At 38.0% G+C, this 16,019-nt stretch carries 12 protein-coding genes; 3 read left to right on the top strand and 9 right to left on the bottom strand.

The annotated features are described in order from the left end of the window. Positions 1–541: 541 nt before the first annotated feature. The gene (locus tag ACTHOQ_RS14470) at positions 542–1,303 is read right to left on the bottom strand and encodes a TrmH family RNA methyltransferase (protein ID WP_440496858.1); all 762 of its coding nucleotides are present in this window, start codon (positions 1,301–1,303) and stop codon (positions 542–544) included. A 122-nt stretch (positions 1,304–1,425) separates the two neighbouring features. Between ACTHOQ_RS14470 and sspI the strand changes: the two genes are divergently transcribed. After that, on the top strand, positions 1,426–1,635 hold the full coding sequence (gene sspI / locus ACTHOQ_RS14475) for a small acid-soluble spore protein SspI (RefSeq protein WP_440496859.1): 210 nt from the start codon (positions 1,426–1,428) through the stop codon (positions 1,633–1,635). Positions 1,636–1,880: 245 nt separating this feature from the next. Here sspI and argF read toward each other — a convergent pair whose 3' ends face one another. The 8 genes from argF to ACTHOQ_RS14515 form a co-directional block, all read right to left on the bottom strand. Continuing rightward, positions 1,881–2,846 carry an ornithine carbamoyltransferase gene (gene argF, locus ACTHOQ_RS14480; RefSeq protein WP_440496860.1) on the bottom strand — a complete coding sequence of 322 codons (966 nt, stop codon included), beginning with the start codon at positions 2,844–2,846 and terminating at the stop codon, positions 1,881–1,883. Between the two features lie 556 nt (positions 2,847–3,402). Next, positions 3,403–4,140 carry a DUF3784 domain-containing protein gene (locus ACTHOQ_RS14485; RefSeq protein WP_440496861.1) on the bottom strand — a complete coding sequence of 246 codons (738 nt, stop codon included), beginning with the start codon at positions 4,138–4,140 and terminating at the stop codon, positions 3,403–3,405. A 157-nt stretch (positions 4,141–4,297) separates the two neighbouring features. Continuing rightward, complete coding sequence (locus ACTHOQ_RS14490) at positions 4,298–5,419, bottom strand: Ger(x)C family spore germination protein (protein ID WP_440496862.1); 1,122 nt, start codon at positions 5,417–5,419, stop codon at positions 4,298–4,300. A gap of 14 nt (positions 5,420–5,433) precedes the next feature. Next, entirely contained in the window at positions 5,434–6,537 is a 1,104-nt protein-coding gene (locus ACTHOQ_RS14495; RefSeq protein ID WP_440496863.1) for a GerAB/ArcD/ProY family transporter, read from the bottom strand. Next, positions 6,534–8,105: a spore germination protein gene (locus tag ACTHOQ_RS14500; RefSeq protein WP_440496864.1), complete on the bottom strand. Its 1,572-nt coding sequence runs from the start codon at positions 8,103–8,105 to the stop codon at positions 6,534–6,536. The genes ACTHOQ_RS14495 and ACTHOQ_RS14500 overlap by 4 nt, the downstream gene beginning before the upstream one ends. Positions 8,106–8,635: 530 nt before the next feature. Next, entirely contained in the window at positions 8,636–10,342 is a 1,707-nt protein-coding gene (locus ACTHOQ_RS14505; RefSeq protein ID WP_440496865.1) for a methyl-accepting chemotaxis protein, read from the bottom strand. Positions 10,343–10,446: 104 nt separating this feature from the next. After that, positions 10,447–12,462 carry a bifunctional diguanylate cyclase/phosphodiesterase gene (locus tag ACTHOQ_RS14510; protein ID WP_440496866.1) on the bottom strand — a complete coding sequence of 672 codons (2,016 nt, stop codon included), beginning with the start codon at positions 12,460–12,462 and terminating at the stop codon, positions 10,447–10,449. A 23-nt stretch (positions 12,463–12,485) separates the two neighbouring features. Next, positions 12,486–13,523 carry an HD-GYP domain-containing protein gene (locus ACTHOQ_RS14515; protein WP_440496867.1) on the bottom strand — a complete coding sequence of 346 codons (1,038 nt, stop codon included), beginning with the start codon at positions 13,521–13,523 and terminating at the stop codon, positions 12,486–12,488. Positions 13,524–13,633: 110 nt separating this feature from the next. On the opposite strand from ACTHOQ_RS14515, the gene ACTHOQ_RS14520 reads away from it, so the two are divergent. Together ACTHOQ_RS14520 and ACTHOQ_RS14525 are read left to right on the top strand one after the other, a co-directional pair. Then, positions 13,634–14,398 (top strand): flagellar brake protein, encoded by a 765-nt coding sequence (locus ACTHOQ_RS14520; RefSeq protein WP_440496868.1) that lies wholly within the window; start codon positions 13,634–13,636, stop codon positions 14,396–14,398. A 48-nt stretch (positions 14,399–14,446) separates the two neighbouring features. Continuing rightward, positions 14,447–15,982, top strand: coding sequence for a methyl-accepting chemotaxis protein (locus ACTHOQ_RS14525; RefSeq protein WP_440496869.1), 1,536 nt, complete (start codon positions 14,447–14,449; stop codon positions 15,980–15,982). Positions 15,983–16,019: the final 37 nt, after the last annotated feature.

The following is a 16,019-nucleotide window of genomic DNA, read 5'->3' on the forward strand; positions in this document are numbered from 1 at the left end:
GGATTTTAATAGAACAGATTTTGATTTTGATAGAAAAGTTAAGTAGCTTGATGCGACAACTATATTGACAAACACCGGGCACTTGTCTAACCAACTTCGATTTTAGTTAAACATCAAATAAGTGTCAAAACATCTAATTGGAAAAAAGCCTTGTTTCTTACTATTTTCGCGATTATATTTTTTAGTATTTTAAAATAATGACGACAAACACAGGAAAACTGCGCAATTACGAGCAATTAAAAACCCCATTTCAAAAATGACATTTCTATGAACTCGTTAAAGTTATTTTTTTGCGACTAGTCAGAAACATTTATATGTTGCATTTTATGGTTTTTATTTACAAATAACTGGTTTCAATTACCAAAAAGAAAGAAGCTATCCAGTAAGGAATCCCTAAAATTCGGTGCAAATGAAAATATGATTTTTTACACCAAAATTTTGACCTTCACCAAAAAACTATTATAAACAAGAAGGCCTTCACGAAAAGATCGATTTCATCGATTCTTTTCGGAAAGCCCCCAGCTGCGATTTCCCGCTTCATTTATTTTATAAACGCATATAATAAAATCCCTGTTGCAACAGAGACATTCAATGATTCTGCCCCGCCAAAAATCGGAATAATGATGTTTTGATCCGTTTTCGCCAAAATTTGCGGATTTATGCCGCTACCTTCATTTCCAACGATTAACGCAAATGAATCGCTTGGTTGAATCTCTTTGTAATTAACCGATTGTTCCAATGATGTCCCATATACGCGTATGCCATCTGCCTGAAGATTTTCCACCCATTCCACTAAATCCCCTCGAATGACTGGAATGTGGAAATGCGAGCCTTGAGCGGAGCGCAAAGCCTTCGGATTAAAGGCATCCACACTTCCTTTTCCTAATATTACTGCATCAATTCCTGCTGCATCAGCAGTGCGGATCATTGTGCCGATATTCCCCGGATCTTGTACAGCATCGACCAATAGCACTTTACGCCAGTCATATTGCTCATCTTCCGGAATGTGGCGCTGTTTGCAATGGGCAAATACGCCTTGGGAATTTTCGGTTTCTGCAATTTCCTTAGCTACTGCATCATTCACATGTACGAATACAACATCATCAATCGCCCATAATAATGGTAAATCAACACCATCACGCACAATTATTTGTACAATTTGATCTTTATGTTTTAATGCTTCTTCTACTAAGTGGAAACCTTCCACAATATATTCCCCTGTCTTTTCGCGTTCCTTTCGCTGTGTAGCAAGCTTTTTCCAATGTTTAACTAAGGCGTTTTGCGCTGATTCAATTCGTTTCATAAATTCCCGTCCTTTTTAAGTACTCGAAATTTTATTTTATCATAAATATTTTGTAATCAATACCACAATGCGATGTATAAAGTAGATTATTTAGTACAAAGTATGGGAAAAGGAGGTTTCTTATGGATTTTCAAATTCGACAAGCAATTACGGCAAATGTGATGGGCTCCGATGCAGCGGAATTTCAAGACATCGTCAATGACGCCATTGCCCGCGGCGAGGAGCATTTATTACCTGGGCTCGGTGTATTTCTGGAAAAATGGTGGAATGTTGCGACTGAAAATGAACGCGAGGAATTTACGCAAAAACTGGCACAGCAATTTGTCAGTTAAGCTACAGGCGGTTCACTATAAAGGAAAAAAGCAATCCAGCGTCTCCCGGATTGCTTTTTCTATGTGGTGATGGAGCATTCCATCTTGAATACAGACATCACTTGTAGTCCATCATGAATCGTCACAGCGTCTCCCGTTCATATTCATGCTTCCTACTACATCATTTGCCCGCTCTTCCTGCAAGCAAACTCTGTATGTGGAATAGAGGCGACCGCAACCCGCAGTACATGCCACCTACTCGATCTTTACGCTAATAAAGATACTAAAACAGCTTTTTGAGCATGCAGACGATTTTCCGCCTGCTCAAATATATAAGAATTTGGTCCATCAATAACTGATGTCGCAACTTCTTCCTCACGGTGTGCCGGTAAGCAATGCAGGAACATATAGTCCGGTTTAGCATATGCCACTAATTCATCGTTAATTTGGTAGCCGGCAAAGTCTTTAAGGCGTTTTTCCGTTTCCTCTTCCTGCCCCATTGATGTCCAAACATCTGAATACACTGCATCAGCATTCATTACAGCCTCAACTGGATCATTCGTCACAAAAACAGTACTCCCGTTTTGAGCAGCGATGAATTGAGCTTTTTCAATGATATTTACGTCGCATTCATAGCCTGCCGGGGTTGCCACAGCTACATGCATACCAACATGCGCGGCTGCCGCGATTAAAGCATGTGCCACGTTATTGCCATCTCCAATGTATGCGATTTTTAATCCTTTTAGCTCGCCTTTGTTTTCTGCAATTGTTTCAAGGTCCGCTAATGCCTGGCAAGGATGATCCAGATCCGTTAAACCATTTATTACTGGAATTGTTGCATATTCTGCCAACTCTTCCACCATCGTATGGGAATTTGCACGAATCATAATGCCATCCAAATAGCCTGACAACACTTGCCCGGTATCGGAAATTGGTTCTCCGCGGCCGATTTGCATATCGCGTGCATTCATATACATCCCATAGCCTCCAAGCTGCTGCATCCCAACTTCGAATGATACACGTGTACGCGTCGAGCTTTTTTCGAAAATCATGCCAAGCGTCTTTCCTTCCAATAGACGCGGACATTTACCCGCTTTTGTAATTGTCTTTAACTGTGTAGCAAGCTGAAGCAACTGCTGTACTTCCTCGCTTGTATAATCAAGCAATGTTAATAAGTCTTTTCCTTTCAAACTTTCAACGGGCTTTAATTGCACCTCTTCTAACAATTTCATATATGACCCACCTCTGTAAGCTTTCTGATGTTTTTCATTATACATATGCATATTTATTAAATCAAGCGAATTATTATAAATTTTTATAATTAATTAAATTGTTAAATAATTATGCACAATCCACAAATTTATGAATACAACAGAAATTCAGCCAATACGAGAATTTACCTCCCGTTAAAACTAGCCCTTTTGGAAATTTAATTTTGTCATCCCCTACATTTGGTGAAGAGCGAAATATTTTATTTTTATAATTCAAAAGGATTTTATTATTATTTTTTGATGCTATTTGGTTCATCACCATAACATGGGGTTGATTTCCATTGCGGGTCGGACGCTTTCCGCGGGCACGGCTCGAGCCTGTAGTCTCTCCCTCGTGCTGTTCCCGCTGGAGTCGCCTCCCCTCCATTCCAATCAACTCGCCTTGGCATGAAGTTTTGTCATCCCCAACTTTTGGTGAAGAGCCTGCTATTTCAAAAAACTATGCAATAAAATCCAACAGAAGTTCTGCAAACAAATAAAGAGGTTGAATATTGGGTGATTCAACCCCTCGGCAAATTTATTGTTTCGTTTTTTCCACTATTAATTCATACATAGTGCGTGTTTGTTGTTCTAATGGCAAATTGAAAATAATTGTTTTGTCTTCATATATAAACCGGACAAACGGAGGGTTGCTTTTATCGATGAACAGTTTCGCTTTTTCCCCATTTTCGAATTTGAAATGCCCTTGCAGCATGGAGCCTATTGCCGAACCGTTTGTGCGCATCGCAATGTCGGGTAAGTGGTCGACAAGCATGACCTGCTCCATTTCCGCCCAATGATATGTATCCCCGTACATCCCGCCGATTTCCAGCCCCTCCTCTGTTGCTTCGATTTTCGCTCGTTCATTGGCGAAATAAATAATGATAGCCACTGCCGCAAGAGAAATCGTTAAAATAATAGCAGGCTTTTTCAAATGCTTACCAGCCCCTTGCTTCCATTTACCCTTTTCGTCGAATAAATTGTGATTATACTTTTGTGTTTTTATAATTAACACGATGGTCGCTACAATTACAATGATTATGAAGGGCAAAATCAGCTGCGAGTATTCGAGCATGTGCGCAAGCGCCATCAATGCAAATAGCACCGACATAAAATACGCATATATGCCGACCGCCTTTCCCAACTTCTCTACATCGACATTTTTCTTTTGCTCTTTCGGCATTGTATTATAGCCTGAAATTAAAAAATGCCACTTCAGCTTATGTACAGCAAAGCCTAAAAATAAAAACAACACAACAAAAACAAGCCAAATCATATATAGACCCCTTTCCAGCTATAGTTTGAATATTTTATGAATGCAAAAAGGCAGAAATGCCATCGTAAAGGCAAATCCACCTTTCATTATAATGCATGACAGGAACATCAGCTTATTGTTTCTAAAGGATGATGTTTAGTTTTTCACTATAAAGATATCATTGAAACACGCCATCACGGATAATTTCCGTCTTTACTGTAACATTTACTTTCATTTCCGAAAACATCTCCTCCCATTTCTCTTTATCGATATCCGCTTTTCGATTTTGTGCTTTGTAATACTCGCCAAATTTGAGTATATCGGTATCGATGTCATGGCTAAATTGTATAATCCGGTTAATTTCACTTTCAATTTCCTTATTGATTTCCTTTTCAAGTTTTTGAAAAAGGCTCGCCTCATCCATATTTACATCTGAATCGACCTCCAATAACCGGCATTCAATTGTGATTGTTAAATTGAACTCTGGTACTGCCGAATCTGCTAACTTAATGGTCCGCTTTGAATTAATGGAGTCGATTACTATTGGCAGTTCTTCCGAAGAATTCGATGAAGATTCCTCCAATGTTGTTATTGGTATCTCCAATTCAAGTGTTCCGTTATGAGTCTTCCCTTGAACCATCAATATATATATGGAATCCTTCGCTGGAAGACTTCCTACTATTTTCCCTTTATTAAAAAAAGCAATACGTGAAATTTCAATATTGTCCCCTTCTTTTTTTAATACCGGCATTGCATAATTAGCTAAAAATGAAAGTTTATCTCTGTTGACTTCATGAAGTGTCGATGAAACAATATATTGTTGTTCAATATTATGCTTGATTAATTGATAAATATGTTGCCCTAGATCTGTTATATTTTCATACTTATACTCCAATAGTGTGTTCATATCTCCTTCTACAATAGCCAAATATGTTGCATTGCTTATTTCGGAATTCATTTTTAAAATATGAATATTATCATCTAAACCGGATTTTGCCAGTTCCTCACCGAATAGCACAACCCGTAATTGTCCTGAGCCTATTCTCTTCGATGTTTTTAAATCAATTTTTGCACGAGCTCCCTTGCTTGTTTTTGCAGTTGCTGATTGCAATTCAATTTTACTTTCTAAATCCGGATTAATTTGTCGGATAACGGCAGTGACGGCCAGCTTATCATCATCTCCTGAATCATACCCTACCAGTGTCGTTAAACTGATCCTTTCAAGAATTTTCTGTTCTGCACAACCAACTAATACAATGGTGCATGTGATCAGCAAAACTAGTTTTTTGAACGTAATCATCTCATTCATTCCCTTCAAGACTGCCGTTTAAAGACTTTTCTCTTTATGAGAGCAATGAAATATATTAAGAAAGGGTAAATAAAAACCATACAGAATGCAAAATTCCCAAAATAGTTGTTGAATGAATTAATATCGACCCGCGATTTTAAAAGCAGGGAGCCTATAAATACAAGGAGCGACAGACTAAAAATAAATTTCTTTACGGAAATTTTAAATATTCGGTCGATTCCCCGATAAGCAGACCATGCAAATAAACAAAGGTTCGGCAATATAATCATCATCCAGTAACAAATAGTAATAAGCTCGATCCGTTCAAGAAACGGCAGACGAATAATGCTGAACAATGTTAATGTTGCCCAGATCGTTTTCTCAAGCTGTTCGCCACTAAAAAAAGTTAACGTAATTAACATGACAAACAAATAAATAGCCAGTGTAAACAGCAAGCCTAAGTGGACATATTTTTTCGCTTTATTCTTTTCCTTGACGTAAGGATAAATGACATATAATACTTCAAAACCTACAATTGTAAAAGTCATATAATATGCCCCCTTCAGGAGGCTTATAAAATCATTGTCGAATACAGGAAGCAAGTAATTTATATTCGAATATTCCACCGGAAATATTAGTACGATTAAAATCCAAAGGCTTAAAAAAAAGCTGAAAAAGCAAACCCCTATTATTACCCGCAGTCCGCCAGTTAAAGCATAGCTTACAGATATAAGCAGTGTAATAGTGATAAATGACGGACTTAAGCTCGGAAATACCCATGTATTAATGACTTCCGAATAGTTTACAATAATTGCAAAAAAGGCTACTCCCAAATAAACAATAAAAATCAAATTGATAATATTGCCTAAATATTTGCCGAATAAATCAAGGTTTATTCCATAAAGATCATTTGATTCGTATAATTCCAGCGTTTTAAAAATAATAAAGACAATGAGATGTGCTGCAGCGAAACTAATAATGATGGAAATCCAAGCGTCCTGTTTTGCATTTTTATAGAGGATGCTTTGAAACCCATGAATTCCTACACCAATTTGAGCGGAACAAATTACGAAAAAGAGAAGAGGGGCATTGAACGTCTGAGCAGTACTGATTTGAAGCTTGTTCTTCACTTTTTCACCTTCTTGCCGCCTTTAAGATTTACATGCATTGTTGAATAATCCGGATCCTCCACTCTCGCATTTGGCGATTTTCGAATAATGAACGGATATGGCAGACGTATTAAGCTATCCCCTAAATCTTTAAGTCTAGGCGGATAAAAAGGAGCCATATAAGGCGCGCCCAGGCTTGTTTGGCGCAATAAATGGATGATCAGTATACAAAGGGCCAGCATTATACCGTAATAACCCCAAAAACCGGCCAATATTATAATGGGAAAGCGAAGCAGTCTAATGACATTTCCCATCATATAACTCGGGGTAATAAACGAAGACAGTGCACATAAAGCGACAATAATAATAAGAATATTGCTTGTAATCCCTGCCTGTACCGCTGCTGTACCAAGTACAACACCTCCGACAATCCCGATCGTTTGGCCTATTTTCGTAGGCAATCTCGCTCCAGCCTCACGAAGCAGCTCCATAATCAGCTCCAGGAAAAGCGCCTCCAATATTGGTGGAAAAGGTACTTTTGCCCTTGATTCACTAAGCGGAACTAAAAGCGGCTGCGGAATGACTTCATAATGGAAAGTTAATGATGCTACGTATATTGGGGTGAAAAATATGGAAATAAAAATGGCTACAAATCTTAGCCATCTCACAAAGGTCGCAATTGGCCAACGCAAGTTTTTATCTTCCCTGCTTTGAAAAAACTCTATAAATGAGCAAGGACAAAGTATTCCCATCGAACTGCCGTCAACAAGGATGCCTATTTTTCCGCTTAATAAACCATCGCAAAATCGATCGGGGCGCTCCGTTAACAGCATTTGAGGAAAAATGGACAGGGAGCTGTCATCGATCAATTCTGCCAATTCCGCGCTATCGATCAAATCTTCAATATCAAGTGTCTGTATTCTTTGCCGGACAGTATTGACATTTTGCTCTGTTGCAATACCATCCATATAAAGTATGGAGAGCGCTGTATTTGTTTGTTTCCCGACCTTCAATCTTTCATTGCTAAGATCCGGGCTCAAAATAAATCGTCGAACAAGCGATATATTTGTGGAGAGACTCTCATTAAAACCTACTTGTGAACCGATAACTTGCGATTCATTTTCAGGTGCGGATAAACCTCGGGATTCTCTTGCAGGAATGAGGACCATAGTGACCAGTGCATGTCCCGCCGCATGGATCAATACAGCGCCTGTCAGCATAGTCTCAATGCTTTGATTCATTTGGTCTGCTACGTTTACTTGCGGCAGCGGTAATTGATTATGGATACTAGTCGGGGTTTCATCGTTCATATTCTGCAGGATAGGCAATATTTTTTCATTCAGTACATCTTCTTTTATTAAATTATCGATATACAAAATAGTAATTGTCTCTGTCACGTACCGGATTACTAAATCTGCCGGCGAATGAATTCGGTCTTTTACGTCTTTTATAAAAACCTCGGATGAGTCGGAAATAGGCTGCTGGTCATTTGTTTGAGATTTCACTTCATCGTTGTTTTGTGAAGGCGGCGGTAAATCACCCTTTTGTTTTTTGAGTGATGCTTTATTTCTCTTTTTTTCAAAAAACATGACATTCCCCCGTTTTGCGATCAGATTTCTTTAAAATTGAAAATAATGTCAGCAAAATTTCTTGCCGCTCTTTACTTTTATTAACGCGTTGAATCAGATATGAGCATACTTAATATTTCATCAGTATCGCTAATTAATACGTTCATCTTTCCCATATTTTAGTCATCTATTCAAAAAGTGCTTATTTTAATGAAGAAAACAAAGCTTAAACATCGATTCTGCACATAAAAAAAGACAAATAAAAAGCAATCGAAAGCCTAGTTGAATTAGACTTTCGATCGCCTTATTAAAAAGCGGATTTTAGCAATGCCTGTTAACCGAGGGAATCGCCCAATCTGTATTCTCTACGCGCATACGAATTTTCTCAGCAATTTTTAATGCGGCTGTTAAACCATCCGTGATTGCTAGCTGAAGAACAGGGGTCTCCTGCGCTTCCTTTGATTGGAGCGTAATATACAATAGTAGCAGAATGCCAATAATGGACAATTACCATCCCATATCAGTTTGCCGGATTAAAGTAATTCCCGACTTCATACTTTGAACTTTTGAATCATATCATTTAGTTCTTCAGCCAAAGATGCCAATGATTCGGAACTTCCTGTTATTTCTTGCATGGAACTGCTTTGTTGTTGGGCTGTAGCTGAACTTTGTTCAATTCCTGCCGCCGCTTGTTCGGAAGCAGCAGCAATTTCTTCGCTTGATGCTCTAGCTTTATGGCCGCTTGTTGTAATTTCCGCCAGATTTTCGGAAACTTTTTGTATTCCGCCAATCATATCAGTTATTGCATCATTAATTGAATTAAAGGCATCGCGGCTTAATTCCATTTGTGTGCTACCTTCTAACACTGTATTATAACCAACCTGTAAAGAATCAACGGTGGATTTTGTCCCTTCTTGTATACCGTTAATAATATCCGATATTTCAGTTACTGAACTTCCTACCTGCTCTGCTAATTTTCTCACCTCATCGGCAACAACCGCAAATCCTTTGCCGGCATCCCCTGCACGAGCCGCTTCAATCGCTGCATTAAGTGCAAGCAAGTTGGTTTGTTCAGCAATTCCTTGAATAACATATACTAATTTTGATATTTCCTGTGACCGTTGATTCAATCCTTTTACGTTTTCCACTGATGATAAGACAACTTCATTAATTTCTTTCATTCGTTTATCCGAAAGATCCATTTGCGCTTTACCGTTATTCGATAGATCTAAAACTTTATCAGAAGCTTCTTTCAGCATATCTCTTTCATGATTAGCCTCATTGATTTTCCTGTTTAAATCTTCCATCAGACTCGATATTTCAGAAGAATGACTTGCCTGTTGTTCAGAACCAAAAGCCAACTCTTCCATTGTTAAAGCAATTTGTTCAGCACCAATGCCTACTTCGTTTGATGAATGAGTCAATTCTTCGCTTTGACTGCTTACAGACTGTGAAACCGATGAAATTTGCGAAACCATATGACGAAGATTATCGCTCATCGTATTAATCGCTGACTCTAATCGCCCTAGTTCATCTTTTCCCCGCACTTGAAACTTTTCAATAGATAAATCACCATCAGCAATCCGATTACTGACTTCTACAACTTTATTTAAACTCCGGGCTATTGATCGATTAATGAAGAATACTAGTGTTCCGCCAATAATGATGGAAATTATTATTGCGTATAATAGCACTTGATATGCTAGTTTTGTGCTGCTTATCGTTTCTTGGACAGCCAAATCGCGATCTTCATTGACAAATAATTTCAATTGCTCTAATAGGGCAATCGTTTCTATTTGAATACTGTCTGTTTTTGTTTCCAGCTCCAAAAGCCTTTCCGTATCTTCTCGCTTTTTGACATCAATAATTTCCGCAAATAGGTTGTTTATTGAAGCACTGTTAACAATAGCTTGATTATATAATGTATTTTGATCCTCGGTATACATTCTTCCTTTTAAATCTGAAATAATTACTTCAATTCTTTCCCTGCGTTCTTCATATTCTTCAATCATTTGCGGATTATCATTTTGGATATATTTGACGATCCGTATTTGGTTCGCCCGTATTAATGAACCCATTTCCGTAACTTTAATGGCACGATCCCCTCGTTGATTTTGAACGGAAACATTATCCTCGATTTTTGACAGTAAAAGCGACACAAATATTGCAGAAATCCCAACTAAGGCTATAATGAACCCGAATGTGAACCAGTATTTCCACCCGACCTTCAAATTTCTCCATTTTAATTTATCTAACATAATATAAGTTTCTCCTTTATATATAATTATTAATAAGCAACATGCATCAGCCTGCAATCCATTTGAAAGAGATCCACCGAATTTTACCTTTTAAATAATTATCACTAGTTTATGGATAAAAATTTATTTTCAGGTTGATTTTTCATCCATTCTTCAACCTCGATTACTTTCATTGGTTTTCCATAGAAATGCCCCTGCATCACATGACATCCCAATTGAGTAAATGATTCAACATGCCGCTGATTTTCTATTCCTTCAGCGATAACCTCGAGCCCAAAGTTTTCCGCCACGAACATAATAGCGCTTATGATTGTACGTTTACTCTGCTTATCTAAATCATCCGTAAATAATCGATCTAATTTAATCGAGTCGATCGGCAGGAGCTCAAGTAAACCTATGGAAGAATAGCCTGTCCCAAAATCAGCTATAGAGATTTTTACTCCTAACGATTGAATACTTTTAAGCTGGAAAATTACATTATCCAAATCATACAATATAGTGGACTTAGTAATTTCCAATTCAAGAAGCTGGGCGTCAAGTTCCATTCCATCCAATATAGAGGAAACCAATGTCGCCATGTTATCCAGCTGAAAAAGCTTACCGGAAAGTTTTACGGAAACCGGAAGATTTTTCCCTCTTTCCTGCCATCCTCTGATTTGGATGCATGCTTCGCCCAGTGCCCACCGAGTAATCGGTATAATACTACCTGTTTCTTCCGCGATTGGGATAAACTCGCTTGGAGGGATTGTGCCGAATCGAGGGTGTTCCCAGCCTATTAATGCTTCAAATCCGCATATTCGATTTTTTTGTACGTCCCATTTCGGTTCGTATTCTAAATAAAATTGCCTATGTTCAAGCGCTGTTCGTAAATCTTTCTCCAACACCATTCTTCGTTTCTCTTTTATAACCATTTCATCATTGTATATGGAGTATCGGTTTTTCCCTAGCCCTTTCGCCTTATACATCGCTGTATCGGCCGTTTTTAGAAGAAGAGATGGATCGGACTTATTGATCGAACCAATCCCGATCCCAATACTCGCTGTAATATATAATTCATTGCCTTGAATGTGATAGGCTTTCTTAACAATTTGCAAAATTTGCTCAGCCAATTGTTTCGCCTTTTTTTCGCTGCACTGCTTTATGATGAATAAAAACTCATCGCCCCCAATCCGGAATGCCTGCTGGCCACTTCTTACAAACTGATGCAGCCGAACTCCGACCTCTTGTATTAGCACATCTCCTATATCGTGCCCCAATGTGTCATTGATCGCTTTAAATTGATCTAAGTCAATAAATAAAACACCGATGTTTTCATTGCCTGCCAGCCTTTCAAAGAAACGATTCATCTCATGTCGGTTAGGCAAGCTTGTAAGCGCATCCCGATACGCCATTTTTTCCAGCACATTTCGGTCAAAGTACATCGCTCCCCATGAGAAGCTTAAAATAATGAAAATGGTAACTGTCACACCGTAAAGCAAAAAAGGATTCATCGGTTGATCATCCGCTATTATCCCAGTATGAGCATGGAATTTTGCTGCTTTCATCCCTGTATAATGCATGCCGCATATAGCCATCCCCATTATGACCGCGGATACCCACTTTATCCAACTGGATGAAGATTGGTCCCTGAAGCGAAGAAACAAAAATAATGCTATATAGGAAGTAATGAAAGCAATGGCTACGGAAAGGAAAATCAAAAAATGATTGTATGATAACTCAACAGGCATAATCATCGCCTTCATGCCAATATAATGCATTGCCGCAATTCCGATTCCCATAAAAAATCCGCCCAATGCAATATTGTATCTATTTACTTTTCGCGGCATCGTAATAAAAAGCGCAATAAACGATGAAACGATACTCGCCAATAGAGAAAGCAATGTAATCCATACATCATATTTCATGCTTATATTTAAATGAAATGCCAGCATTCCAATAAAGTGCATGGACCATATGCCGCTGCCCATCACAATGGAACCTGAAAGCAGCCAGAAGTATTTATTTTTGCCATTTGCAAAGGTTATTTTTGCTGTAATATTTAATGTAGAATACGATGCTAAAATCGCTACGATTATTGAGAGCATAACAATATAGTAATTATAATTACCTTCAAGAATCATTTTATTTCACCCCAAATCTATTTCTAACTCACAATTTGCTCAATGCATATAGACAAATCCTTACTCATATCAAGAAATTCATTTCCCAGCTGGATAAGCGGACGTGTTGGATCATTCCGATGTATTAGAAGAATTCTTCCTACACGACCATCAGTAAGTAAGACAGAGTATCCGATTAAACTATTCATTGTTTTTTCAATAAACAATTTAGTTATGACAGGATCTAATGTCGAAAACATATTTCTTCCCATTTCAGATAACACTTCGTAAAAAGGGGAGTGATTTCGATATACCCGATTGGAAGTCATTGCATGGAAGACGTCCGCAACAGATACGATTCTGCTAAACAGATCAATGTTTTCCTTTCTAATCCCTAACGGATAACCGCTGCCATCCATTCGTTCATGATGTTGAAGGGCAACAAGAGCTTGCCGATGATTAATCCCTATCGTTCCTTTTAAGATTTCATAGCCGTAAATCGTATGTTTTTTCATTGTATTAAATTCTTCGGTCGTAAACTTTCCCGGCTTGTTTAAAATCTCTTCCGGAATGAACATTTTGCCCACATCATGTAGCAATGCTGCGGTTGTCAGTTGCAGCAATTCCTGTTTTCCGAGTTTCATCCAATTTCCTATCAGATTTGAAAGAGCGGCCACCGCAATATTATGACGGTATGTATAATCATCTTTTGCTTGGAGCGCTGCAAATAATGGAAGGAGGTATTTGCTGTCACTAGCTGCAAGAATAGTTGGTATAGCCTCTTTCCGCAACTGTGCAAGCGGAATTTTCTTTGTAATGCGTATTTCTCCAAATATTTCGCTCACTTGTTTTACTGTTTCATCAATCATTTTATGATGCTGTGTAAAATCCGATTGAAAGTCTGAAACATTATCAGTTACTTCATCACCGTTTAAGATAATTCCGTTTTCCTCCAAGAGAATTATGTGATCATAAGTGATAATTGTAGAAACAGGTATTAATAAATCACCTGTATGACTGTAAATATCTTTCCTATTTCTTTTACCAATCACTTTTTGTATGTAAAAACTTAATTTATCCATCTTTTTTCACTTTCTCCTAATTTTAATAAGGTATTAAGTTCGATTACCGATAACAATCAACCATTCCATATTACCTGCTTTATCTGTACAAATTCTATACAACCAGTAATTTGGTAGAACTTGCATTAAGAAGTTTGTTAAGAATTTGTATAGATTGCTATGTTCTAATGAAATGGGTAAAGCATCTTATGCAGAAAGGGGATGAAGGTTTGCCTGATACCGTGTCTGCGACTGAATTTTTTGGAGGGCAATTGTTTGAACTATTAACAGCCGATAATGAATTGTTTTTCACACACTTAATAAAGCATGAATCTAATTTGCTTGTCCAAAGACCATTAAACCGAAAAGGCCTCCCCCTAGTTATTGAAAATAGAATGCCTATCACAGTTTACTTTCATGATATGGAGGGGTTATATTCATTTGAATCGAATATTCAACAGTTTCCCGACTCGCGAATATTAATTGATACGCCATCCGAAAATTCAATTAAAAAAGCGCAAAGAAGACAGTTTTTCCGGATTCATGTAGCTGTAAAAATGAATATAATATTGCCTGCTTCCAATAATCCGAAACAACTTGAAACAGTTGAAGTCACCAGCCATGATATAGGCGCAGATGGAGCATCTTTTCTGTTTCCAGAAAAAATAGGAGAGCCCGAAAATTTGATTAACGGGAGTTTACACATAGAAGTGAACAATATTCAAAAAAATGTAGAGTTCCGCAGCAGAATCGTAAGTGTTATTGAACAGGGAAAACAGTCTTATAGAATTTCTTTTCAATTCGTCGAAATGAATGACTCCGCAAGATCAATCATTACAAAGTTTTGCATACTTAAACAAATTGAACTTCGAAATAAAATCCGGGATTCGGGATAATCGTCAACTAGTTGAAAAATAATATTAATAAGAAAGAAAGAGGTAGCAATGTTAAAGAAAAAAAACCACTTAATGCTCTATTATTCGACTTTAGTCGTTGTATTTTCATTATTCATTCATTTTATGCATAGAAATATCGGATGGCTTGATACATACCTAATGATTTCTTCCTTCAAGGCCGTTGAAACAACCGGTATGAACATTGCCTTGAATCTCCTCATGGCTTTGCCCGTTATTTTACTCATCATAACAGGCGCCACCCATTGGAAAAACGGTTCGCAAAAAATCATTTCCTGGATGATCATGTTCACATTAACTGCCGGGAGTATATCAATCATAGCTGGCGGCGATGGCATGGTGGAATATCATTTTTCCATTTTCATGGTATTGGCCAGTCTTGCCTATTTTGAAAATATCCGTTTAATTATTGTCAGCACGCTTATTTTTGCGGTTCACCATCTTTTAGGATATTTTACGTTTCCGCAGCTCCTTTGCGGGACTGACAACTATCCATTTTCACTGTTAATGATTCATGCTTTTTTCCTTCTTTCCACAAGCGGGGTCATAATCATTCAATTGACTGCGAGAAAAAAATATGTTCGCATAGTGAAAAGAAATGAAGAGAAGCAAAGTGATATTATTAAAAATTTAATGGAGCGCATCTCCTCCACTTCACAAGACCTGACTTCCGATGTCGACATTTTAGAGCATGGTACAACAGCATCTATATCCGCTTCAAATGATATATCGGAAGTCGTATTGGAAATGGTTGATGGAACAGACCGCCAATGGATGGCGTCGCGAAAAATCAATTCTATTTTGGATGATATTATGATGGATGTGCAAAAAATTATCGAGCAAACAAAATATGCCGTCACATCCTCGGAACATACGGAGCTGAAGGCAGCAGAAGGAAAGAAAAGCATGCTTGAAACGAAAACAGTGATGGGAAGCATTTCCGAGGCGGTAAAACTTATGCACCAGGTGACGGAGAAATTTGAGCAAAGCTATCAGCATATCCACGAAACTCTCTCACATATTAATAAAATCACTGATCAAACGAATCTTTTAGCATTGAATGCAGCGATTGAAGCGGCTCGCGCGGGAGATGCCGGCAAAGGTTTTGCCGTCGTTGCCGAAGAGGTCAGAAAGCTTGCAGATCAATCTCAAAATTATGCAATTGAAATTGAAAGTGCATTAACAGAGCTATTGAACGATACAGGGCAAATGAACAAGGTGATGATGATGGGGAAAGAGCAGGCGGATGTTGGTGTTTATCAGGTCAATTTGACGGGCGATCTGCTTGATCAAATTGTTGCAAATATTAGCCATGTAAACAACGAGACGATTAATTCTTATAAATTGTCGGAATTGATAGGCGCGAAAATGACTGAAATCCAGCAATCATTAATGGAAATGAACAGTGTCGTAGCGTCGAACAAAACAGGAATAGAAAACATTTCGGCCGCCTCCGAAGCACAGCATGTATCGTTTGCAAATATTAATCGCATTACGCTAGGCTTAAAAGAATTATCAATGCTGTTAACAGAACAAATAGAAAATGTAAAAAAGGATATTCGTTAATATTAAAAAACAGGGAATGAAAATATTCACTCCCTGC

Origin of the sequence: Solibacillus silvestris, assembly GCF_051967575.1 — a bacterium.
In the GTDB taxonomy this organism is placed as follows: Bacteria; Bacillota; Bacilli; order Bacillales_A; family Planococcaceae; genus Solibacillus; species Solibacillus silvestris_B.

Bases quoted from the DNA above. Each gene is read 5' to 3' on its own strand.
- ACTHOQ_RS14470 (WP_440496858.1), bottom strand. From the start codon at position 1,303: ATGAAACGAATTGAATCAGCGCAAAACGCCTTAGTTAAACATTGGAAA.
- ACTHOQ_RS14500 (WP_440496864.1), bottom strand. From the start codon at position 8,105: ATGTTTTTTGAAAAAAAGAGAAATAAAGCATCACTCAAAAAACAAAAG.
- ACTHOQ_RS14515 (WP_440496867.1), bottom strand. From the start codon at position 13,523: ATGGATAAATTAAGTTTTTACATACAAAAAGTGATTGGTAAAAGAAAT.
- ACTHOQ_RS14525 (WP_440496869.1), top strand. From the start codon at position 14,447: ATGTTAAAGAAAAAAAACCACTTAATGCTCTATTATTCGACTTTAGTC.
- ACTHOQ_RS14510 (WP_440496866.1), bottom strand. From the start codon at position 12,462: ATGATTCTTGAAGGTAATTATAATTACTATATTGTTATGCTCTCAATA.
- sspI (WP_440496859.1), top strand. From the start codon at position 1,426: ATGGATTTTCAAATTCGACAAGCAATTACGGCAAATGTGATGGGCTCC.
- ACTHOQ_RS14485 (WP_440496861.1), bottom strand. From the start codon at position 4,140: ATGATTTGGCTTGTTTTTGTTGTGTTGTTTTTATTTTTAGGCTTTGCT.
- argF (WP_440496860.1), bottom strand. From the start codon at position 2,846: ATGAAATTGTTAGAAGAGGTGCAATTAAAGCCCGTTGAAAGTTTGAAA.
- ACTHOQ_RS14490 (WP_440496862.1), bottom strand. From the start codon at position 5,419: ATGATTACGTTCAAAAAACTAGTTTTGCTGATCACATGCACCATTGTA.
- ACTHOQ_RS14505 (WP_440496865.1), bottom strand. From the start codon at position 10,342: ATGTTAGATAAATTAAAATGGAGAAATTTGAAGGTCGGGTGGAAATAC.